Below are 22,141 nucleotides of genomic sequence, written 5' to 3'. Positions count from 1 at the left end.
TTCCCTTCGTATCTTGCTTTTCCCTTTTGGAATATGGGTTTGTCCTATAATGAAAGGCGTCAAGGATTTTGGAATTAGGGTAGATTTCCCTGTTGATGGCAGTGTATCATTAGATTTGTAACGATGTTGACAGAAAGAAAGGATTGAAGCTATGGATTCATTGCTGATCCGTCCGGCAAGGATGAGCGATATCGATGGGATTCGCGAGGTTGCCGTGGAGACGTGGAATAGCACCTATGAGACGATTTATCCGGAGCACTTCATCGCCGCTTATCTGACTCAAGCTTATGCCAAGAGCAGTTTGGAGCAAAGCATTATACAGGATGAGGCAAGAATGGCACGCAAATTTCTAGTCGCGCTATGGGACGAAGAGGTTGTAGGCTTCGGTCAACTGTCCGAGCCCGAGAGTGGTGCAAGCGAATTAACAAGGCTCTATGTACTCAAGGAATACCAGCGCAAAGGGATTGGTAAGCGGTTGCTGAATGAGTTGCTTCGGCTGGACGCATCGCTGATGGAGATTTATGCCTGGTGCGAGCGTGAGAATGATATTGGTACGGTATTTTATAAATATAATGGATTTGTGTACACGGAAGAGAAGGAAGAATGGCTATTTGATCACCGTATGACTATGTCCAAATATGTCAAACGGATTTGACGGAAATGATAGATTAGGCGACAATGATTGCAAATATGGAGTGCCGGCGGATGATAGACTTAATGGATACGGAGGACCCTCAGGGGTTTTTCGTACCCATTTATGAACGCGCGTTCGTAAAATTCCGCAGCGAGCATGAGCAGACAGGAGCGAAGAAGAAATGAGTCAATCCAGACTTGGACAACCATTGGAAGGTTTTGCTGAATACAGCAGGATTGTGGCAGCAGAAGGAGGCGTGCTGCTGAAGAACGAGAACGAAATGCTTCCGCTTCGTAACGATGAAATTGTATCCGTTTTCGGAAGATGCCAAATTGATTATTACCGCAGTGGAACCGGCTCTGGCGGAGCTGTAAATGTGGAATATGTAGTAAATATATTGGAAGGGCTACGGGCCAATAAGGGGATTAACATAAATGAAACGCTAGCGGGGCGTTACGAGCAGTGGATCGGTGAGCATCCATTTGATAATGGCGGCGGAGGCTGGGCAGCCGAGCCTTGGTGCCAGGCAGAGATGCCACTCACCGATGACATCGTTGCCGAGGCGAGAAGTCTTTCTGGCAAAGCTGTCATTGTCATTGGACGTACGGCCGGAGAGGACCAGGACAATGCGGACACAGAGGGGAGCTACCGACTTACCGCTCAGGAATTGGACAATTTACGCACGGTCACCCGGCATTTTGAACGAGTTGCCGTGGTGATGAACGTCTCCAACGTAATTGATATGAGCTGGGTTGAGGATGAGACTCACCAGGGACGTATACAGGCTGTGCTGTACGTGTGGCAAGGGGGGATGATCGGGGGACATGCTGTGGCCGATTTATTGTCCGGGGATGTTGTCCCCAGCGGGAAGCTGACAGATACGATTGCTTTCCATATTGAGGACTATCCTTCTACGGCGAACTTCGGGGATGAGGTCAAGAACTTCTACCAGGAGGATATCTATATAGGTTACCGCTATTTTGAGACATTTTGCCCGGAGAAGGTGCAATTTCCCTTTGGTTACGGGCTGTCCTATACGACCTTTGATTGGAGGGTTGAGGAGGTTCGCTGTACGGGTGACGGGGTATACGCCTGCGTAGAGCTTGAAGTAGCTGTGACCAATACCGGGGAGAAGTATGCTGGCAAGGAGGTCATCCAGCTCTACTATGAGGCACCGCAAGGGAAGCTGGGCAAGCCGTCTCGCACGCTGGGGGCATTTGCCAAAACAGGGCTGCTACAGCCTGGTCACACCGAGGTAATCGAGCTTCGTTTGCCAGTCAAGCAAATGGCCTCCTATGATGACGGCGGAGCGACGGGCCACAAAGCCTGTTATGTGCTGGAAGCGGGAGATTACAAGCTTCATGTAGGCAACAGTGTACGCCAGACTGAGCAAGTCAGCTTGTCGGGAGGAGCAGCGATTAGCATGGGTCAATTGCTGCTGGTAGAGCAGGTAACGGAAGCGGCAGCCCCAACGGAGGCATTCACTCGTTTGAAGCCAGGCCATCGTAAGGTTGATGGTACTTATGAACTGGCTTACGAAGAAGTGCCACAGCGTACCGTATCGCTGGGGCAACGTATCGAGAGCCAATTGCCGAAGACGACCCCGGTTACTGGCGATCTGGGCATCCGGCTCAAGGATGTGCAGACTGGAAAGGCCAGTCTTGAGGCCTTCGTCGCCCAATTGACGGCTGAGGAATTGGCAGTGCTGGTGCGGGGCGAAGGCATGAGCAGCCCCAAGGTAACGCCGGGAACGGCTGCTGCCTTTGGCGGGCTTGGTGACAGCTTGAGCGACTACGGCATTCCGGTGGGTTGTGCGGCGGATGGTCCTTCGGGCATCCGGATGGATAGCGGTCATAAGGCGACCCAACTTCCTATTGGAACATTGCTGGCTTCCAGTTGGGATATCCCGTTGGTGGAGTCCCTTTATGTCATGGAGGGGCAGGAATTGCTGCGAAATGAGATCGACACCTTGCTGGGACCGGGGATTAATATCCATCGTCATCCCTTAAATGGCCGAAACTTCGAATATTTCTCCGAGGACCCGTTGCTGACCGGATGCTTTGCCGCCGCAGTAACGCGCGGTATCCGCGAAGGGGGTTCACATGCTACGGTGAAGCATTTTGCCGGCAATAATCAGGAGCATGCCCGCTCCAAGGTTGATACGGTGGTATCTGAACGGGCTTTGCGCGAGATGTACTTGAAGGGCTTTGAGCTAGCGGTCAAGGAGGGCGGTGCCAGGTCGATTATGACCTCCTATAATCCCGTCAATGGACATTGGGCTGCATCCAATTATGATCTGAACACAACGATTCTGCGAAATGAGTGGGGTTATGAAGGCATTGTAATGACGGATTGGTGGGCGGTCATGAACGATTGCGAGAAGGGCGGGCCAGCGGATGCCACGTACACTTCGTTTATGGTGCGAGCCCAGAACGACCTTTATATGGTTATTAACAACAACGGTGCCGAAATTAATGCCCGGGGAGACAACACGCTGGAATCGCTGGCGGCTGGTACTTTAACCTTGGGGGAATTGCAGCGTTGTGCCATTAATATCTGCCGCTTCCTAATGGATGCCCCGGTATTTGCCCGGGAGCCGAAGCCGCTGGGGGATATCCGTCTGATCCATTCAGGGAATAAGGCGGCCGAGGCTTCAGGCTTGGCGCCAAATATGCTGTCTAAGGCAGAGGGTGTCCGCATTGTTCCACAAGCCGAAGAAGCTACATGGCTACAGGTAACGGAAGCAGGAGTATATGGGCTAATGGTTCGTATGCGCTATGCCGCTTCAAATCTGTCGCAGTCCGCTTGCAATTTGCTGTTGAATGGAGAACTGTTAACCACGATTCAGACGAATGGCACTGATGGGAAATGGGTTGCCGAGAAGCTACTGCGTTTTGAACTGGAAGAGGGCCATTATGAGCTGACGTTGGATGAGATCAAGCCGGGACTGGAAATTGGCTGGCTGGAGTTTATGAATTCATAAAATGACTTATAGTGCGAGTTCAAAAAGTCGGGTTTGCAGGACCAAAGCTTATGCTTCCAATGTGCGTTTTTTCAAAACGCTTTAGGTTGGATGAAGTCAGGGACGTAAGTAGCGAAGCGTAGACAGATCTACAGCAACCTTCCATCCTTTATCTTCGTTAGGTAGGTAAGAGACGGCCATCACATGAATATATAACAGAAGAGTGCTTACAACGTAAGAGGACGTCCAAACAAGCAAATATAGGGGGTCATCCTATGGAAAGCTGGATCAGGAAGGTTAGCGGTTGTACAGTTCTTATTTTATTATTGTTGTTGCTGGGTGGCTGTGGTAGCGCAAGTCATAATTCGCAAAGCCAATCGTCTATCGACAATAGTGCTATGTCTGCAGCAGACATGGCCAGCGAGAGTTCAAACATGAATAAGGAGGCCCCTGCTTCCCCCGGTCAAGCTGAGGGTTCAGGCAACTCAGCAGATGCTGAAGCTGCAGGTGTGGGGCAGGGAGTGGCAGGAGTACAGAGCCAAAACGCTGCTTTCGAGACCGGCTTGCACAAGAAGCTGATCTACCGGGCTAACGTGGTTATGGAAGTAGCGGATTATGCCAAGGCGCAAACGGAGATTCGCAATCTGGTTGCGGTGAGCGGCGGATATCTGGTGGAGTTCAATGAAGATCAATCACGATATGAATTGGGTGGGAGCTTTGTACTGAAGGTTCCGGCTAATGGCTTCTCAGCCTTCCTTGATCGTCTGGAGCAGCTTAAGCCGAAGTCCATGCAACGCAACATCCAGGGCCAGGATGTATCGGAGGAATACGTGGATTTGGAATCGCGGCTTAAGGTGAAGGAGGCGACCGAAGCCCGGTATTTGAAGTTCATGGAGGCAGCTACACAGACGGAGCAACTTGTGGAGTATGTGAATGAGTTGGAGCGGATTCAGACGGATATTGAGCAGATCAAAGGGAGAATGCGCTATATCGATAGCAACGTCGCTTATTCAACGATCGAAATCCGTGTTTATCAGCCGGATGCCGCCAAGATGGCCATAACGGAGGAAGATCCTGGCTTGCTGGATCGGATGAAGAATGCACTAACCGGTAGCATTGAAGTACTGTCCCTGCTAGCGCAATGGCTAATCGTTTTCCTTGCCGGGGCGTTGCCGCTGCTTGTGATTGCCTCGATCATTCTGGTGCCGGTGTGGATCTACCGCCGCAAGACCCGTGAGAAGCGGGCACAGCGCCGGGCTGAACAATTCACGAATAATAGAAGATCGCTGATTCCCTACGTCGATCTTGGGAAGCAGGAGAAGCCTGCGGACCCAACTGTTAAGCAGGAAGAGTTGTCATTAAGCGATTCGAAGACTGATCTAAAGGACGAGTCGGAAGGCAAGCCGGAATAAAGACACAAAAGTCCATATATCAGATCACTTTATTATCGTTACTCCTCCTGGTTTAAATAGTAGAATGAAAGAGAATTCAGAACGATCAAAAGTCAGATTGAGACATTCCAGGAGGAGCATGAAATGCCTATTTTCTTCGATGAAGCCAAAGGTCTTTTTCATTTGCAATCTCGCAACACCAGCTATTTGATTCAATTGGTTCAGGGCTATGCCGCCCATGTGTATTACGGGGCCAAGCTGCGGCATGGAAGTCACCTGGACGGCATGCTGACGTTTCAGGAGCGGGCTTCCTTCAGCCCCAACCCGGTGCCGGATGATAAGTCCATCTCACTGGATACCTTACCTCAGGAGTATCCACAATACGGAACCAGCGACTTCCGTAGTCCTGCCTATCAGGTAAGACTGGAGAATGGAACACGCGTGACGGAATTGCTGTACCGCTCGCACCGTATTGTAGCGGGGAAGCCGACTCTGGAAGGCCTGCCTGCGGTATACACGGAGCGTGAGGAAGAAGCGGAAACTCTCGAACTGGAGCTGTTTGATCATTATTCCGGTTTAACGGTGGTATTGAGCTATTCCGTATTTGCTGATCTGGACGTGATTACAAGATCGGCCCGGATTACCAATAGCAGCGATACAGTCATGCAATTGGAGCGGGCACTGAGCGCTTCGGTGGATTTCCCCGATCAGGAATATGACGCTTTATACCTCTCCGGGGCCTGGGCTCGCGAACGCCATGTGCAGCGCAGGAGATTGGCTCCGGGCATAACGGGGATCGGCAGCAGCCGTGGCTCAAGCTCGCATCAATTTAATCCGTTTCTTGCTCTGATGCGTCCAGACGCTACGGAAGCCCAAGGTGAGGTGTATGGATTTAGCCTGGTATACAGCGGTAACTTTACCGCAAGCGCTGAAGTGGAGCAGTTCGGCTCAACTCGCGTATCCATCGGTATTAATCCGTTCGAATTTAACTGGAGACTGGAAGCGGGGGAAAGCTTTCAAACGCCGGAGGCGGTCATGGTCTATTCCTCCCGGGGTCTCGGCGGCATGTCGCGAACCTATCACCGCTTGTACCGTACCCGCTTATGCCGGGGACAACACCGTGATCGGGAGCGTCCAATTCTCGTGAACAACTGGGAAGCGACCTATTTTGATTTTGACGCGGACAAAATTGAGTCGATTGCCCAAGAGGGCAGTAAGCTGGGCATCGAGCTGTTTGTACTGGATGATGGTTGGTTTGGACGACGGGACAGCGACAATAGCTCCTTGGGCGATTGGTTCGAAGACCGTCGCAAATTGCCAGAGGGGCTGGCAGACCTGGCTAGCCGCGTGAAGGAGACCGGCTTGCAGTTTGGTCTTTGGTTTGAGCCGGAAATGGTGTCGCCGGACAGTGACCTGTACCGGGCTCACCCGGATTGGTGTTTGCATGTACCGGGACGAAGACGCACTGAGGCCAGAGAGCAGCTAGTGCTGGATATGTCACGCAGCGATGTGCGCGAATATTTATACGAACGACTTAGCGCCATCTTCTCCACGGTGCCAATTTCTTACGTGAAGTGGGATATGAATCGCAACATGACGGAGGTAGGTTCGGCGGCAAGTGGGGTCGAGCGGCAAGGCGAGGTTGCCCACCGTTATATGCTGGGACTGTATGAACTACTGGAGCGTCTTACCGGCGAGTTCCCGCATATTTTATTTGAAAGCTGCTCCGGCGGGGGAGGACGCTTTGATCCAGGGATGCTGTATTATATGCCGCAAACCTGGACAAGCGACGACACCGATGGGGTTGAGCGCTTGAAAATTCAGTACGGCACAAGCATAGTATATCCGGTATCCACGATGGGAGCCCATGTCTCTGCGGTGCCGAATCACCAGGTTGAGCGGATCACTCCGCTTTCGTTCCGCGGCGATGTAGCCATGTCCGGAAATTTCGGATATGAGCTGGATCTCACCCGGTTTACGGAAGAAGAGAAGGGTATTGTCAAAGGACAAGTTGAACTTTATAAGGAAATACGTCAGTTGGTACAGCAAGGCGACTTATATCGTCTGCAAAGCCCATTTACGGGCAATGAGACGTCCTGGATGTTTGTCAGCCCTGACCAAAGTGAAGCACTGTTATTTTATTTCCGTGTATTAGCTGAACCCAATGGCCCCTTGTCACGCGTGAAGTTGGATGGACTTGATCCTTCCAGAGACTATGAGGTGCTGGGTAGCGGAGAGATTTACGGTGGGGACCGCTTGATGCAGGCGGGCTTATCCATGACTTCGGTACGTGGGGATTTCAGCAGTCTAACGTTGCGGTTAAGAGCCGTTAGCTTCTAAGCGGTCATCAAGAAGCTGAGCGTTATGCAATTATATGACTAATTTAGAAAAGGAACCTTGATACCACAGAAAATTGTGGAAGTTCAAGGTTCCTTTTGTTTTGCGATGATACGAGCTCTAGAATTTGAAAATATGTATCGTCTTTTGCAGTTGGAATACCGCGTTCTTCATCGCTTCTGTCTCATCGGCCATGGCCTGGATGGAGGTGATTTGCTCATTCATGGATGCAGAAACCTCCTGAGTGCCTGCCGCAGATTGCTCGGTAATGGCTGAAATGTTCTGAATGGCTGCCGAGATGCCTTGAGCACTTTCCAGCATGGCTTCACTTTCCTGGGAGAAGGCTGCCATCTCTTCGGTAATATATTGAAAGCTATGGACGATGTCTTGGAAGATTTGCTCGGCTTCCCGAATCATCCCGCTTTGTTGCTGGACGACCTCTTCATTGATCTTGATGTTATGCCCGGCTTGCTCTACATCCTGCTCAATGCTGCGAACGAGACCGAAGACCTCCTTCGTGGAAGCGGTAGACTCCTCGGCAAGCTTGCGGACTTCGTGAGCGACAACTGCAAAACCCGCTCCGTGCTCTCCAGCTCGTGCTGCTTCAATGGAGGCGTTCAGAGATAAGAGGTTGGTCTGCTCGGCGATTTCCGAGATTGTCGCCGTGATTCGGGTAATGCCTTGAGCATTTCTGGCCAAAGCCTCAATGGATTCGGCTACCTTCTCCGTAGCTTCAATATTCTTGCGCATTCCGCTGGCCTGCCGCGAAACCGAATCCCGTCCGCGTTCTACAAGCTCCAGGGTTTCCGCTGAACGCTTGTTCATTTCCCTGGTAGACTCCGTATAATTGGTTACCTTGAGTTCAATTTCCCCAATGGCATCCTTCATGCCGCCAACATCCTCAGAGATAGCATTAGCACCAAGCGCAAGCTCGTTAGAGGAGTGGGTAACCTGGGTCATGACCTCTATTAATTGTTGGTTCCTGTCTGAAATACTGCGACTGGAATCCATAACCTTGCGGGTAATGTCCGAAGTCTCTTGCAGAATCTTCCGTAGCTTGTCCACCATGCTGTTGAAGGAGCGGTTAAGCTCATCCATACCGCCGGTTTCCATAATGCGCCCGGTGAAATCACCCTTGGCAATTTTGGCGGAGGCACTGGAGATGTCCGAGAAGGAATCCGTGAGCGCCTTCTTCACATAGCTTGATAGAGGATAAGTAAGCGCTGCCAAGACAACCACAAATAAAATACCGATAAAGATATGTCCTAGGACGATGAATACCAGCAAAGCAGGAATAGCGAATAGCGCTGCGACCATATAACATGCGGCTGTGATCTTGCGCGATAGGGGGAGCTGGTTGAACCATGACATTGGGATCAAGACCTCCTTGGAAGATAGGTTAATTATACCATTGATTATAGCACCTGGTGTGCCAAATGGTATAGAACTAAAAACCCCCTTGAATCAATAGGATACAAGGGGGACTGAAAGAGAGTTTATAAGATTTTAGCCAAGCACGACTTCAACCTGATGAATGGTGCCATCGCCTGCTGGCGTGATAATGTTGCCTTCAATAGATTGACCATCGACCGTGATGCTGGCGACGCCTTTTTCAACATGATTCGGGTTGCTTACCTTGATTACATAAGTATCGCCACGGAACACACGCGTAATCTCGTAACCGTCCCAAGCGGCTGGAATACAAGGGTCGACCTTCAGCCCGGCAAAATCGGCTTGCACACCGAGAATGGATTGCGTAATCGCTACATAGTTCCAAGCCGCTGTTCCGGTGAGCCAGGAGTTCTTGGCTTCGCCATGACGTACGGCATCTTTACCGGCAATCATTTGTGAGTAAACATAAGGCTCCATGCGGTGAACCTCGCTAATATCCTCCAGGTACGCCGGAGCAATCTTCGCGTAGATATCGAAGGCCCGGCTGCCATGTCCTAACACAGTTTCGGCAATCATGATCCATGGGTTATTATGGCAGAAGATACCGGCATTCTCTTTGTAGCCCGGCGGATAGGTGGAGATTTCGCCCAGGTTCAAGTAATACTTGGAATATGGCGGTTGTTGCAGGACGATACCATATTTGGTATCCAGGCGTTCCTCGACAGAGGTGAGTGCCTTGGCTGCTTGACCTTCTTCCACACCGATACCGGCCATTACGCAAATGCCTTGCGGCTCGATGAAGATCTGACCTTCTTCATTTTCCTTACTACCAATCTTCTCGCCATAATGGTCGTAGGCCCGCAGGAACCAATCCCCGTCAAAGCCATGCTCCAAGGTGGTTTTGCGCATTTCCTCCGTCAGCTTAAGCGCTTCGCCAGCTTCGGTATCGAGTCCGCGCATCCGGCAGATTTCCGCAAAGTCAGGACCAACAAAGACGAACAAACCGGCAATAAACACGGATTCTGCAACGCGGCCTTCAATGTTTGCCGTAGTCTGGAACGACTCGCCGGGCTCTTTGGAGAAGCAGTTGAGGTTGAGGCAGTCATTCCAGTCCGCGCGTCCGATTAACGGTAAGCCGTGTGGACCAAGGTTATGCACCACATGATAGAAGGAACGCTTCAAGTGCTCGAACAGGGTAGCCGTATTGTCCGGATTGCTGTCAAACGGTACTTGTTCGTCCAAAATGCTTACGTCACCGGTTTCCTTAATATAAGCTGCGGTGCCGAGTACAAGCCATAATGGATCATCGTTGAAGCCACTGCCTACTTCGTTGTTCCCTTTCTTGGTAAGGGGTTGATATTGGTGGTAGGCGCTACCGTCCTCAAACTGAGTAGCGGCGATATCAAGAATACGCTCTTTGGCCCGCTCAGGAATTTGATGCACGAAGCCGAGCAAATCCTGATTGGAGTCACGGAAGCCCATGCCGCGCCCGATGCCGGATTCGAAATAGGAAGCGGAACGTGACATGTTAAAGGTAACCATACATTGATACGGATTCCAAATGTTCACCATCCGGTTCAACTTGTCGTCGCCGCTGTCAATTTGATACTTGGACAGCAAGTTATCCCAATAGGCAGCCAAATCGCTTAATGCCTGATCTACATCAGCATCGGTAGCGAATTTCTCGATCATTTCGAGGGCTGGTTTCTTGTTGATGACGCCCAGCGACTCCCATTTGTCTTCTTCCGGCACTTCTACGTAACCAAGAATGAAGATAAGGCTTTGCTCTTCCCCTGGAGCCAGCTTCAGCACAATTTCGTGAGAGCCGATAGGCGACCAGCCGCTGGCTACGGAATTGGATGCCTTGCCCCGGGCAACAACCTGCGGCTCATGGAGTCCATTGTACAACCCCACAAAGGCTTCGCGATCCGTATCAAAACCGTCAATATCGCGGTTAACGGAATAGAAGGCATAATGGTTCCGGCGCTCCCGGTATTCCGTCTTATGATAGATAACCGAGTCAAGGACTTCAACTTCACCGGTACTCAGATTGCGCTGGAAGTTCGTCATATCGTCTTGAGCATTCCACAAGCAGAATTCGGCAAAGGAGAAGAGCGATACCTTCTTGGTTGCCGAGCTTGTATTCTTAACGGTTAAACGGTGAACTTCGGCGTTGTGACCGAGCGGGATGAAGGCCAACTGGGTTACCGAGATGCCGCCACGTTCTCCAGTAATCGAAGTATATCCCAGGCCGTGCCGACATTCGTAGTGATCAAGGTCACGCTTGACTGGCATCCAGCCTGGTGTCCAGAAGTCATCATTATCATGATCGCGCAGATAATAGTAACGGCCGCCAGTATCCAGCGGAATGTTATTATAGCGGTAACGGGTCAATCTGCGCAGACGAGCGTCGCGGTAAAATGTATAGCCACCAGCAGTATTGGAAATCAGTCCGAAAAATTGTTCATTCCCCAGGTAATTGATCCATGGATACGGGGTTTGCGGCGTATGAATCACATACTCTTTACGTTGATCGTCAAATGCTCCAAATTTCATGAATTGGACTCTCCCTTCAATTATGAACGCGCGTTTATTATGGATAAAATGCACACTCCATCCACCTTGAGGGGAAGGAGGTGCCGTAATGCTGTTACTTGGCGGGAGGCTTGCAGGAGTCTCTAACCTCCAAGCGGGTTGGAAAGCTGACGGTGCTAAAGGTAGGCTGCTTGGTATCGCACAACTCAATTACTTTTAAGACAGCCGCCTTGGCCATTTCGTCGACGGGAAGATGAACGGTGGTTAGCTTCGGAGTAATCCGGGAAGCCAGCTCAACATCGTCAAAGCCGATGACGGAAAGCTGATCCGGTACGCTTATTCCACGCTCGGCAAACGCTTCCATAGCAATCATGGCCATATCGTCGTTGGAACAAAAGAGGGCCGTGGGCAGGGAGTCTTGGTCTGCCAGTCTATGAGCTTCACGGTGGGCACTTTCTTTCAGGAATTCCCCTTCCAGAATGTGTTCATCCCGTAGCGGCAAGCCGTATTTAGCAAGCGTATGCTCAAAAGCGAGGTAGCGTTCGCGACCCGAATGTGTACTCATGCGGCCCTTCATAATCCCGATTTCACGGTGCCCCAGTTCAATGAGGTACTCAATAGCCTGAACCGTGCCCTCATAGTCCATCGAATTAATGACGGCCAAATGATTTTTGTTGAGTCGCTCGGCCATGATTTCAGAAATGTCGTAATCAATCAGCACCAGAGGCGCTTCTTGTCCAACCATCTCGCGAACCAGTTCGATGTCCTTCTGCGTACCGACGAGAATCCCGCCGTCAATCCGTTTCTGCTGAAAGGCCTGCTTTACCTTCTGGAAGTCGCCCGGCGAATATACCGTATGTATCAGCACATAGAACCCGCGGGCATTGGCCGTATCAACGACCATGTCGACAATCGGGGCGAAGTAGCTGTTCTGGTAGATTCGGCTGGTATCTTCCTTCTCAATCATACTGATGGCGAAGAGGCCAATTGTATCCGTTCGTTTGCCCGCGAGCGCTCTGGCGAAGCTGTTAGGCTCGTAGTGATGCTGCTCGATAACCCGGAGCACTTTAGCTCTCGTGGTCTCCGGAACGTTCGGATAATTGTTGATGACCCGTGATACGGTACTGCGGGACACCCCGGCTAATTTTGCTATATCTTCGCTGCGCATAAGGCTGTCCCCACTTTCGTAAACGCGCGTTTATATCGTTATTGTAAGACATCGCTTACAAATAATCAATGAATAAAAATCGACGCCGAATCTACTTCCTGAATCGCTTCGTGATCAAAAGCTGACTTTTTGAACTACATTAAGAAAAGGCGGCTATTCGGCCGCCTTGGGGAGATGCTCCAAGTATTCCTTGATCATATGAATGGCTTTGTCCTTATTCTGAATGTCAGCCCGCAGGGAGATAATCATTTCCGAGCCGCTAAGAGGCAGTTCATCCAGCAAAGTGCTGCTCGATATATCAATGCCATATACATGCTCGGCACCATCGTCATCGGATGTCGCCTTGATCATATTATCTTCGGTGAGCAGAGACTGGAGTTCCTGGGTAATATCTTCATCCAGATTATAGAACGCTCCGCCACCTCCCAACCATTCAAAGGAAGCCTTATCCGTGATATAAATATCCGGACTTGATGTCGCTACAATGGCCATTGCTTTTTGCTGGTAAGCGATATCGGCACTCCCATTCTCTCCTTGAAGCGGCAGGTATACCAGTTCAAGCTCCAATCGCTGAAAATCAGGGATCTGGGCCGTCATGGCTTGTTCCAATGCGGCTGTTCCCCCCGCAGCTTCATCAGCCATATAGTTACCAATCATCAGGACAGATAAATCGATGGGAGGGAGCGCGGCCAGGCGCTTTTGCTCCTCGCGATGGTCCAGATAGGCTGTGGTTCCATAGATTAGGGCAGCTATCACAACGAGTCCAATGATGACGTAATGCTTGTACAGCCTGAAGAAATCGTCTGTTTTCTCCGCAGGTCCGGCCAATTTGCCCCACTTGCGATAACGCTGGCGGCTCATCTCGGCAATTTCCCCTTGTTTATCGGCCTGCACAATTAATTTGTACGCCTTAAGCTTCCGTTCGTGTTGTTCCTTGTCCTGTGTACTTGAGGTGCGAGAGCGGGACTGACGTAGTATGATGTCAGCTACTCTCTCTACCTCCTCGCGAGAGGCATTTTCAGGTAGGCCTAGCAGCTTATAGGCCTGTTTCAATTCGTCCTTGTTCATCTCGTTCTCCTCTAAGATTGATTCCGTTTTATATGTACAAATATTATATAGAAAGTGGCGCTTACATTCATTATACTTTGTATTTGAAGCGAAGGGAAATTCCTTCAAATGACCACCTTCAAGGTATGGAAAAGGAGCCGGAAAGCTCCTGGCTTCCGGCTCCTTCCTTCAGGTTCAGTTAACTTGCCTTCCTGGGACTAACGGACGCGCCGCATGGAAATGATGACATCGCTCCAATAGCCCGAATCCATCGAACTGATCTGCACTCCGGGATCGCCCCAGGTGTGGATGAATTTGCCTCCACCGATGTAGATGCCGACATGTCCGGGGATGCTGTCCGCTTGGAAGCGGCCCGGCACGGTGAAGAAGATCAGGTCGCCGACTTGCAGATTGCTACGGCTGACATCACTGCCTTCTTTAGCTTGATCGCGAGCGAGGCGAGGGAGATCTTGCCCAAAGCGCTTGAATACATGACGGGTGAACGAGGAGCAGTCAAAGGTCTTGGATTGTTCATAAGGCGGAGCTCCAAATTCATAAGGAACGCCTAAATATTGCTTGGCGTACGATACCATGGCTTCACGATTTTCGGCAACGCCAAATGTGGCAAAGCGATTAGTATCGTTATAAGAGGGGCCTGCCTGATCCTGAAGGCGAATCGCTCCAAACTCCAAGGCACCGCTGTTCGGATTGTGGCTGACGTTAGTATGAAGCAGAGCGGATACGGCCTCCGTGGTCATGTAGAGACGGCCGTTCTCGCGAATCGGTGCTTCTGGCAGCGAGAGTGGAGAGCCAAAGGATACGGCATGCTTGTGGCCCTCGTAAACCTCAAACATGATGTCCGTGAAGCCAAGTCTCGCAGCATCGGCCGTCTCCATAATCCGCAAGTCCAGCGCTTGCGCCACTTGCTTGACAGGAATCCAGGTCGTTCCGCCGATGACCTTCACGTTTCCGGTATCTGCCGCCAGCAGGCCGCCGCCCCGGGATACAGAATTGGCGCGAGGATGATCTTGTTGTCCACAGGCTCCCATCAAGGGAACCAGAATAGCTAAACTGAGGCATAGTAGGGTTGTTTTTACAGCATTGCGCATACGTCAGTGCACTCCATTCATCGGGATTGTCCATTCATTTGAAGTATGCAGAAAAGTTGGCATTACTATTCGGTCAATAATAAAGGAGTTTCGACATCATGCGGAGTAGCGTGAAAAACAGGCCGTTATTAGGACGCAAGACCTCCCGGCAACGCCGGAATCTGATGATTGCTACCTGGGAGGGCATCCCCTCCACGATCTTCCAAACCTTGCTGGCAGGGCAGTTTCTGACGGGATATCTGCTGTATCTGGGCGCGAGTTCCGCTCAAATCGGCTTTGTGCTGGCCATTACAACCTTTGTCAATATCGCTCAAATTGCGGTAGCCTTCCTGATTCAACGGTTGGCAAGTCGCAAATGGGCGCTGGTGCTGGCTGTTGCCTTTAACCGAATCATCTGGTCCTCAACCGGACTCATTCCGTTTTTGTTTCCAGAGAAGTATTGGGTGACTGCATTTATCGGCTTATATATTATTTCGTTTATGTTCAACACCGTTGGGGCGATGTTGTGGAACTCCCTGATTGGGGATATCGTCCCTGCACGGGTCAGGGGCAGGTATTTCGGTATTCGCAATACACTGCTAAATGCACTCAATACGTTGGTGATGTTTGCTGGCGGTATGATGCTGGATCATTTTCCCCAATCGCAGGGCTTCCTGTATCTGTACATCATTATTTGGATAGCGGCCATAGCAAACATCGTCATCTTTACATTTTATCCCGATGTGGAATTTCAGCGTTCCGCCGAGAGCAAGTTCATCCCGATGCTGCGCAAGCCGCTCCAGGATGGTCTGTTTATGAAGGCCACCTTATTTCTCGCCGGATTTTTGTTCCTGCAAAATATGGTTGTGCCACTGTATTCCTATGTCATGCTCGAATTGCTTCATATTAATTACCAGACAATTTCACTGCTCAATGTTACGCAGACGGTGTTTATGATGGCGAGCTTTTATGTGTGGGGCAATTTAAATGCCCGCTTTAGCAATCGCAGCTTGCTGTTCTGGACGCTACCAATCATTGCAATCTCGATCCTGTGTTGGGGAGGATTGTCGTTCCTGCCGCTGTTGCCGGTGCTGTTCGTTGCCCATGCGATATTTGGTGCCGGGGTTGGCGGCTTTAACCAACTGGCATTCAACTTTATCATCGGGGATACGCCAAAATCCGAGCGGCCGATGTATATGGCAATGTACGCAGCGGTGACCGGTGTTGCCGCATTCTTTGGTCCGTTGCTGGGGGGACAGGTGTTGGCCTGGATCAAGCCTTGGCCGATCTGGACTCAGGTCTTCGGCATGCAATTGATCGTCGGGATCAGCATGATATTGCTCGCAATCACGTTAGGGCGCCGGATATTGCGTAATGAATAGAAGGATATATGATGGACAGGGGTGACTTTTGGCAGCGCTTTAAGGTATATTACAAGTTGAGCAGCTAAGCATGAAGGGAGAGGTTAGTTCCATGGCAGAAAGAAAAGCATACGAAGGAACTTATCAAGGGGAAAAAGCAATTTGGCTAAAATCGGGCCGTTACGAAGCCATCATGCTGCCGGAGATTGGTGGCAATTTAATCGCTTTCCGCGATGTCGAAAGCGGTTACCGCTTCTTGCGTGAACCGGAGGAACAGGAGATGGACGCCTTCAAGAGCAATCCTGGTATTCATGGGATTCCCGTCTTGTTCCCGCCCAACCGTTATGAGGATGGATTATTCCCATGGAGAGGCGAGGTATATCAATTCCCGGTAAATGAAGCCTCCACGCAAAATCATTTGCACGGATTTTTGCATACAACGCCTTGGGAAGTCGAAGATTTTGGACAGACCCCACACGAGAGCTACGTCACTGTGAAAGTAACGGTCAATCCACAGCATAAGGTTTATCAATATTTGCCGTTCACTTTTACAGTGAGACTGAAATATACGCTTAGCGATGACGGACTTGCCCAGCAGTTGTTCGTGCGCAACGATGGAGAGAATGAGATGCCTTGCCTGATCGCCTTCCATACGACGGTGAACGCTCCGTTTGTTCCAGGCGGCGATGCGAAGGACTATCGCGTCAAGCTGACACTCGGAGAACGCTGGGAATTAAGCGATCGGATGTTGCCTACGGGTGTCTTCCAGCCCTTGACGGCGGAAGAGTACCAAATGCAAGGGGAAGGGGTTTACCCGTTCTTCGAATCCATGGATAACCATTATACAGCCGTGCCGCAAAACGGTAGAAACCGTATGGAATTAACGGATACCAAGGCCGACGTCACGCTGGTGTACGATGTAGGCACTTCCTATAAACAGTGGATGATTTGGAACAATGGAGCCAAGGAGGGCTTCTTCTGTCCGGAGCCTCAGCTCAATTTGGTTAATGCTCCAAAAAGTGCACTACCCGCTGAGGAAATTGGCTTGTTCAGCCTGCAACCGGGGGAGATTTGGGAAGAACGTTCCCGCTTCTACGTCAAATAGTTGTATAGCCACATACCTCGTATATGAGCAAATGAAAAAGCAGCCGGGCAGCCATCTAGAATGGCATACATCAGGCTGCTTTTTTCATTGGCCCGGCGGGCTGTCAGTTGATACCGGCAGTGACCTTGGCCGCTTGCGATGGCATAAGCCGCTTCATCTGCTCCAGATTCCGTCTAGGCACATGAATGGTCTTGATGCCATGGCGTTCATCCCGGAACAACACCACATTATCACGAATCTCCGATACTTGGGAAAGATTCACGTAGCAGTTGGCGCTGATGCGGTAAAAGGAAGGGTCCGAGATCAGTTTCGAGGTCTGTTCGGCGGATAATCTCTGTTTGATGCTGTAATACCGTCCATGGAAGCAAACCAGTCCGTGAGCTCCGATCTTGAAGAAATATGTCTCATGTGGATTGAGGTCCGCATAGACATCTCTTTCCTCCAGTCCGACGTTCATCATTCCAAAACCCCCTTCAGAAGATGTTTTCGGAAGCGCTTACAGTATATCATATACAATAAAATTTGGGTAGGTAACTGCTGGAAATCTAAAATTTTATTTAATTGATCAAAGACTGGACTTTTTGGACGATATACGAAAAAATAAAGAAAGGTTTTGAATTCGTTTTGGATGGAGGAGGAAGGTATCATGTCAGCATCAAATCCAAGATTATTGTTGTTTGTAGGGTCGTATGCAGAGGCATCGGACCCTGGCGTTTATGTATATGAGATGAATCCCGCCGATGGCGGCTTGAAGCTTCTTGATCAGGCTGGCGGCTTGAAGAACCCGACTTTCTTAGGGTTAGCTCCTGACCAGGGCAAGGTATATGCTATTGGTGAAGTGTCAGTTGAAGGAGAACGCACAGGAGAGGTTGCTGCATTTAAATGGAATGGGGCCGAAGGGAAGCTACATGAATTAAATCGTTCGGTGTCTATTCGTCCGTCATCATCCCATATTCAGCTTGATGCAAGTACAAGGTTTGCCGCTGTATCCGGTTATCATGGTGGGAACATAGGCTTGGTTACCATCGAGGCAGATGGGACAATTGGAAGCTTGGTGGACGAGCAGCAACACACGGGGCAAGGGGCTGACCCGGTGCGCCAGGATCGCCCGCATCCGCACTCGGTGACGTTCAGTCCAGATAATCGCTATGCGCTGGTCGCCGACCTGGGGCTGGACAAGATTGTAGTATATGCGCTCAAATCAGGGGAAGGTCAACTGGCCTATCATAGCGAGGTTGCTACACCCCCGGGGGCTGGGCCACGTCATCTCGCTTTCCATCCGAGTGGAGCCTGGTTATACTCTATCAATGAAGTGAATTCCTCCATTAGTGTGTTTAGTTATGATGGGGAGCAAGGAACGCTAGCTCTCATTGACACGGTTCCAACTTTACCTGCGGATTATCAAGGCGACAACACTACGGCGGAAATTGCCGTATCGAAGGATGGCCGGTATCTGTACGGTTCTAATCGGGGCCACGACAGTATCGTACAATTTGCGATCGATTCGACCAACGGCAAGCTGATCTTGAAGGGACATGTCTCCAGTCAAGGGGGCCATCCGCGGCATTTTGCCCTTACACCGGACGGGCAGTACCTGATTGCTGCCAACCGGGATGACAATGTATTGGCTGTCTTCAAGGTTGACCCAGAGAGCGGCGAGCTCAGGTTTACTGGCCAAACAGCCCAGGTGTCCAAGCCAGTTTGCGTCAAGCCAGTATTATTATAAAACAATAAAAGGACTCCGTAGAGCAAGGTATGTTTGCTCCACGGAGTCTTTGCTGTTATAGCTCTCACTGAGCCTTGTTATTTATGCATAAGACCAGATTGTTGTATGCCTGCCCATAATTGCTCCAATTGCGGAATGTCGAGTTGCTGGGCAGCATCGGAAAGGGCGGTTTGTGGATCGGGATGCACCTCGACCATGAGGCCGTCTGCGCCAGCAGCCAAGGCGGCTTTGGCGCAAGGCAGCAAAATATCCTTCCGACCTGTAGAGTGGCTGATATCCACCAACACTGGCAAATGGGTCTCCTGCTTGAGCAGCGGTACCGCAGAAATGTCCAACGTATTTCGCGTCCATTTCTCATAAGTTCGGATGCCCCGTTCAATTAACAGGATGCGGTCATTGCCATTGACGGCGATATATTCTGCAGCGTGCACGAATTCCTCCAGCGTAGCAGCGATACCCCGCTTGAGGAGCACGGGAATTTGGGCCTGCCCGGCAGCCTTCAATAACTCGAAGTTTTGCATATTTCGAGCGCCGATCTGAATGATATCGATGTATTGTCCCGCGAGCTCGATGTGGTCAGGATGGACAATTTCACTGATGGTAGCAAGCCCGAATTCATCGCCTACTTCCTTCAACATCTTCAGTCCATCGATACCCAGCCCTTGAAAGTCATAGGGAGAGGTACGCGGTTTGAAGGCACCTCCACGCATAATAGTAACGCCGGACTGCTTCAAGGCGGCGGCAACGGTACGGAGTTGCTCATAAGATTCTACGGAGCAAGGACCGGCAATCATAACTTGTGCTTCTCCGCCGATCGTTGTTCCATTCACCTGAACCAATGTATCTTCGGGTTGGTTCTTACGGCTGACAATCAATTGCTTGGTGTGGTCTTCCTCTTGCAGATTGAGGGAAGCCTTGAAGATTTCCTTGAAAATATGCTTAACCGCAGCATCCTTGAAGGGGCCGGGATTGCGATGGGCTAAATCTTCCAACATAGCTCGCTCGCGGACGGGATCGAATTTGGGTACCCCTTGCTTTTCTTTAATTTCGCCGATTTGCCTTGCGATGACTGCGCGTTCGTTCAACAGGGTCAGCAATTGGTCGTTGATGCCATCCAACTGTTGCCGTAATTGCTCCAATGGGTCACTCATGTCTTATTCCTCCTGAAGGTCAATTTGGGCCGATAAACAAAAAAAGCCGCCTCTCAAGGGACGGGATAACCCGCGGTACCACCCTCGTTAGACAACCTGGTTGTTTCTCAGCTTGGACACGGATAACGGTGTGTGGCCGGAACCTTCTAACAGGCAAGCATGCCGTTCAAAGGTCAACTCAGGAGCGAACTTCAGCGGCGCGTTCCTTCGGGGTGCTTCCAGTCCATGGCACCGCCGTCCCTGGCAGGACGCATACAATCGCTTACTTTTCTCCGTCATCGTCATTTTTTATGAATTATATGCTTGTATGGCGGCATTGGCAATAACTCGGGGAAACGCTGGGAAACAGTGATGCTTTTCCCGGATAAAGCGCGATTTTACCTATTTTTATTTGCAATGTGACATGGGCTCGCTTAAGATTAACGAGAGAGGCATTTAGATGAGAAAGACGAAGGAGCAGGTTGGGAATCATGACGTTTTTTAGGGAGCTTTTTCAAATGGCGGGTTTTCGCAGGGTCTTGGCCCTGCTGTTTGTCGTGCTGGTCTTGTATTTTGCTCGAAGCATGCTGAATATGCTGCTGATTACATTCATTTTGACGTATCTCATCAATCGGTTTCACAACTTTATCAGCCGTAATGTAGACAAGGTCGTGCGAATTAACAGGAATATTACCATCTTGTTGATTTATGCGATTATTATTACGCTCTTGGGGCTCGCTATTTATAACTACATGCCTGTATTGTTGACAGAGATTACGGATCTGTTCAACCAGGTGATCTCCTTTTATTCCAACCCTCCGATACTTCCCGACAATCCAGTGTTGACCTATTTGGTAGAGTATTTGCAGGATATCGATTTATCTGCTTATATCCAAAATGGCTTTACCTTTGCTCTCAACACGTTGACGGATATTGGTGAGTGGAGCTTGAATTTGTTTATAGCCATCGTACTTAGCTTGTTCTTCTTGCTGGAGAAGGAGAAGGTAACTAACTTCACGGTCAAGTTCAGAGAAAGCCGGGTAGGTGGACTTTTCAAAGAGCTGGAGTATTTCGGACGTAAATTTGTTCAATCCTTCGGTAAGGTCATTGAAGTGCAATTTCTGATCGCCTTGGTGAATGCCCTGTTATCCACCATCTTCTTGTGGATTTTCGGGTTCCCTAATCTTGTGGCGCTGGCGATTATGATTTTCCTGCTCGGACTAATTCCGGTTATGGGGGTTGTCATTTCGTTGATTCCTCTATGCGCCATTGCGTTTAAAATCGGTGGCTTGGTCAAAATCTTGTATGTTCTGATCATGATTGCCGTTGTTCATGCCGTGGAAACCTATTTCCTGAATCCAAAATTCATGTCTAGCAAAACGCATCTGCCCATTTTCTTTACCTTTTTGATCTTGCTCGTTTCCGAGCATTTCCTAGGGGTATGGGGCCTGATTGTGGGTGTGCCGATATTTATCTTCATGCTCGACGTCGTCGAGGTTCCGGTTATGGGAGGCAAGCGTCTTATTCCGCCCAAGCTACCGGACACGGCTCCGGCAGAAGGGGAATAACAGAATAATAAAACGGCGAAGCAAGGAACTCTTGCTTCGCCGTTTTTTTCGCTAAATAATACTTGTTCTAATGGGACATATGTCCCCAATTAATCTTGTTGTTTTGCTGCTGCCCTGCTTTAGGAGCGTTAAAGCGATCCTGCCAATTGCGGTGGATGATCTTCTTCAGCTTCGCTGGCAAGGAGGTTTTGATTTGAGCCGCCTTGGCTTGATCCAGCTTGCCTTCCGCAACGGCCTTGTCGATATTGCGATGAGCGGACTCAGTCAGCCGCTTCAAATATTCTTCTTCGCTCCAGCCCTTCTTGTCTTTTACAATTTGCATCAGCGTTTGGCCTTGCTTCAAGGGCTCAATCAGGGCCTTCGGCTCCAGTCCCAGCCACTGTGCAGTGTCTATAAAGATGTGTCCACCGTGGATATGAGTAGGACGGCTCGGTTTGGAATTCTCTTTGGGAGCCGACTCGGCGGGTTCGCGCAGGGTTGTCTCTGCCTGTGCGGCCCCTGCCGCAAGCGCAAGACTTGCGGTTAGCAGCAAAGACAAGGCAAGCTTGCCGTGGAGGGATGTGGTTTCTCGTTTGAACATAGACTTTTTCCACCTCTTCGTTTAGAATAATTTGGTCCTTGCCTTTCTCAGTGTTGACCAAAAGAGGGCAGGATATCTTAAAGAATGCTTAATATTTCATAAAATTTGAATCAGGCA

At 50.2% G+C, this 22,141-nt stretch carries 16 protein-coding genes; 8 read left to right on the top strand and 8 right to left on the bottom strand.

Translation table 11 applies throughout. The features are described from left to right. Positions 1–151 precede the first annotated feature (151 nt). From AC1VOR_RS02825 to AC1VOR_RS02810, 4 genes are all read left to right on the top strand, one after another. Positions 152–655, top strand: coding sequence for a GNAT family N-acetyltransferase (locus tag AC1VOR_RS02825; RefSeq protein ID WP_482615754.1), 504 nt, complete (start codon positions 152–154; stop codon positions 653–655). Between the two features lie 160 nt (positions 656–815). Beyond that, complete coding sequence (locus AC1VOR_RS02820; RefSeq protein WP_482615753.1) at positions 816–3,617, top strand: glycoside hydrolase family 3 protein; 2,802 nt, start codon at positions 816–818, stop codon at positions 3,615–3,617. Between the two features lie 254 nt (positions 3,618–3,871). Then, positions 3,872–5,008, top strand: coding sequence for a DUF4349 domain-containing protein (locus tag AC1VOR_RS02815; protein ID WP_482615752.1), 1,137 nt, complete (start codon positions 3,872–3,874; stop codon positions 5,006–5,008). Positions 5,009–5,131: 123 nt separating this feature from the next. Then, positions 5,132–7,327 carry an alpha-galactosidase gene (locus AC1VOR_RS02810; protein WP_482615751.1) on the top strand — a complete coding sequence of 732 codons (2,196 nt, stop codon included), beginning with the start codon at positions 5,132–5,134 and terminating at the stop codon, positions 7,325–7,327. A gap of 117 nt (positions 7,328–7,444) precedes the next feature. Here AC1VOR_RS02810 and AC1VOR_RS02805 read toward each other — a convergent pair whose 3' ends face one another. The 5 genes from AC1VOR_RS02805 to AC1VOR_RS02785 form a co-directional block, all read right to left on the bottom strand. Then, on the bottom strand, positions 7,445–8,695 hold the full coding sequence (locus tag AC1VOR_RS02805; RefSeq protein ID WP_482615750.1) for a methyl-accepting chemotaxis protein: 1,251 nt from the start codon (positions 8,693–8,695) through the stop codon (positions 7,445–7,447). A gap of 135 nt (positions 8,696–8,830) precedes the next feature. Beyond that, a complete protein-coding gene (locus AC1VOR_RS02800; protein WP_482615749.1) occupies positions 8,831–11,272 on the bottom strand; it encodes a glycoside hydrolase family 94 protein in 2,442 nt (813 codons plus the stop codon). Positions 11,273–11,366: 94 nt separating this feature from the next. Beyond that, the gene (locus AC1VOR_RS02795; RefSeq protein ID WP_482615748.1) at positions 11,367–12,419 is read right to left on the bottom strand and encodes a LacI family DNA-binding transcriptional regulator; all 1,053 of its coding nucleotides are present in this window, start codon (positions 12,417–12,419) and stop codon (positions 11,367–11,369) included. Positions 12,420–12,572: 153 nt separating this feature from the next. Then, positions 12,573–13,487, bottom strand: coding sequence for a molecular chaperone DnaJ (locus AC1VOR_RS02790; RefSeq protein ID WP_482615747.1), 915 nt, complete (start codon positions 13,485–13,487; stop codon positions 12,573–12,575). Between the two features lie 197 nt (positions 13,488–13,684). Continuing rightward, on the bottom strand, positions 13,685–14,575 hold the full coding sequence (locus tag AC1VOR_RS02785; RefSeq protein WP_482615746.1) for a C40 family peptidase: 891 nt from the start codon (positions 14,573–14,575) through the stop codon (positions 13,685–13,687). 98 nt (positions 14,576–14,673) lie between these two features. Between AC1VOR_RS02785 and AC1VOR_RS02780 the strand changes: the two genes are divergently transcribed. Both AC1VOR_RS02780 and AC1VOR_RS02775 read left to right on the top strand, forming a co-directional pair. Beyond that, on the top strand, positions 14,674–15,936 hold the full coding sequence (locus tag AC1VOR_RS02780) for an MFS transporter (protein ID WP_482615745.1): 1,263 nt from the start codon (positions 14,674–14,676) through the stop codon (positions 15,934–15,936). 91 nt (positions 15,937–16,027) lie between these two features. Next, positions 16,028–17,020: an aldose epimerase family protein gene (locus AC1VOR_RS02775; protein ID WP_482615744.1), complete on the top strand. Its 993-nt coding sequence runs from the start codon at positions 16,028–16,030 to the stop codon at positions 17,018–17,020. Between the two features lie 103 nt (positions 17,021–17,123). On the opposite strand, the gene AC1VOR_RS02770 is transcribed toward AC1VOR_RS02775, so the two are convergent. Further along, positions 17,124–17,480, bottom strand: a complete 357-nt coding sequence (locus AC1VOR_RS02770) for a LytTR family transcriptional regulator DNA-binding domain-containing protein (protein WP_059053723.1) — start codon at positions 17,478–17,480, stop codon at positions 17,124–17,126. A gap of 186 nt (positions 17,481–17,666) precedes the next feature. On the opposite strand from AC1VOR_RS02770, the gene AC1VOR_RS02765 reads away from it, so the two are divergent. Continuing rightward, on the top strand, positions 17,667–18,746 hold the full coding sequence (locus tag AC1VOR_RS02765) for a lactonase family protein (protein WP_482615743.1): 1,080 nt from the start codon (positions 17,667–17,669) through the stop codon (positions 18,744–18,746). 77 nt (positions 18,747–18,823) lie between these two features. Here AC1VOR_RS02765 and AC1VOR_RS02760 read toward each other — a convergent pair whose 3' ends face one another. Then, the gene (locus AC1VOR_RS02760; RefSeq protein WP_482615742.1) at positions 18,824–19,897 is read right to left on the bottom strand and encodes a bifunctional 3-deoxy-7-phosphoheptulonate synthase/chorismate mutase; all 1,074 of its coding nucleotides are present in this window, start codon (positions 19,895–19,897) and stop codon (positions 18,824–18,826) included. Between the two features lie 470 nt (positions 19,898–20,367). Between AC1VOR_RS02760 and AC1VOR_RS02755 the strand changes: the two genes are divergently transcribed. Further along, a complete protein-coding gene (locus tag AC1VOR_RS02755) occupies positions 20,368–21,444 on the top strand; it encodes an AI-2E family transporter (RefSeq protein WP_482615741.1) in 1,077 nt (358 codons plus the stop codon). Positions 21,445–21,511: 67 nt separating this feature from the next. Here AC1VOR_RS02755 and AC1VOR_RS02750 read toward each other — a convergent pair whose 3' ends face one another. After that, positions 21,512–22,024, bottom strand: coding sequence for a hypothetical protein (locus AC1VOR_RS02750; RefSeq protein WP_482615740.1), 513 nt, complete (start codon positions 22,022–22,024; stop codon positions 21,512–21,514). Positions 22,025–22,141: the final 117 nt, after the last annotated feature.

It is taken from the genome of Paenibacillus sp. 1SOY10, from assembly GCF_056836745.1.
This window is presented reverse-complemented; position numbering and strand designations above follow the sequence as displayed.

What these genes read in the sequence shown, in the direction of transcription:
- AC1VOR_RS02815 (WP_482615752.1), top strand. Translation starts at nt 3,872, where the DNA reads ATGGAAAGCTGGATCAGGAAGGTTAGCGGTTGTACAGTTCTTATTTTA.
- AC1VOR_RS02805 (WP_482615750.1), bottom strand. Translation starts at nt 8,695, where the DNA reads ATGTCATGGTTCAACCAGCTCCCCCTATCGCGCAAGATCACAGCCGCA.
- AC1VOR_RS02820 (WP_482615753.1), top strand. Translation starts at nt 816, where the DNA reads ATGAGTCAATCCAGACTTGGACAACCATTGGAAGGTTTTGCTGAATAC.
- AC1VOR_RS02790 (WP_482615747.1), bottom strand. Translation starts at nt 13,487, where the DNA reads ATGAACAAGGACGAATTGAAACAGGCCTATAAGCTGCTAGGCCTACCT.
- AC1VOR_RS02780 (WP_482615745.1), top strand. Translation starts at nt 14,674, where the DNA reads ATGCGGAGTAGCGTGAAAAACAGGCCGTTATTAGGACGCAAGACCTCC.
- AC1VOR_RS02775 (WP_482615744.1), top strand. Translation starts at nt 16,028, where the DNA reads ATGGCAGAAAGAAAAGCATACGAAGGAACTTATCAAGGGGAAAAAGCA.
- AC1VOR_RS02770 (WP_059053723.1), bottom strand. Translation starts at nt 17,480, where the DNA reads ATGATGAACGTCGGACTGGAGGAAAGAGATGTCTATGCGGACCTCAAT.
- AC1VOR_RS02755 (WP_482615741.1), top strand. Translation starts at nt 20,368, where the DNA reads ATGACGTTTTTTAGGGAGCTTTTTCAAATGGCGGGTTTTCGCAGGGTC.
- AC1VOR_RS02760 (WP_482615742.1), bottom strand. Translation starts at nt 19,897, where the DNA reads ATGAGTGACCCATTGGAGCAATTACGGCAACAGTTGGATGGCATCAAC.
- AC1VOR_RS02750 (WP_482615740.1), bottom strand. Translation starts at nt 22,024, where the DNA reads ATGTTCAAACGAGAAACCACATCCCTCCACGGCAAGCTTGCCTTGTCT.
- AC1VOR_RS02785 (WP_482615746.1), bottom strand. Translation starts at nt 14,575, where the DNA reads ATGCGCAATGCTGTAAAAACAACCCTACTATGCCTCAGTTTAGCTATT.
- AC1VOR_RS02810 (WP_482615751.1), top strand. Translation starts at nt 5,132, where the DNA reads ATGCCTATTTTCTTCGATGAAGCCAAAGGTCTTTTTCATTTGCAATCT.
- AC1VOR_RS02800 (WP_482615749.1), bottom strand. Translation starts at nt 11,272, where the DNA reads ATGAAATTTGGAGCATTTGACGATCAACGTAAAGAGTATGTGATTCAT.
- AC1VOR_RS02765 (WP_482615743.1), top strand. Translation starts at nt 17,667, where the DNA reads ATGTCAGCATCAAATCCAAGATTATTGTTGTTTGTAGGGTCGTATGCA.
- AC1VOR_RS02825 (WP_482615754.1), top strand. Translation starts at nt 152, where the DNA reads ATGGATTCATTGCTGATCCGTCCGGCAAGGATGAGCGATATCGATGGG.
- AC1VOR_RS02795 (WP_482615748.1), bottom strand. Translation starts at nt 12,419, where the DNA reads ATGCGCAGCGAAGATATAGCAAAATTAGCCGGGGTGTCCCGCAGTACC.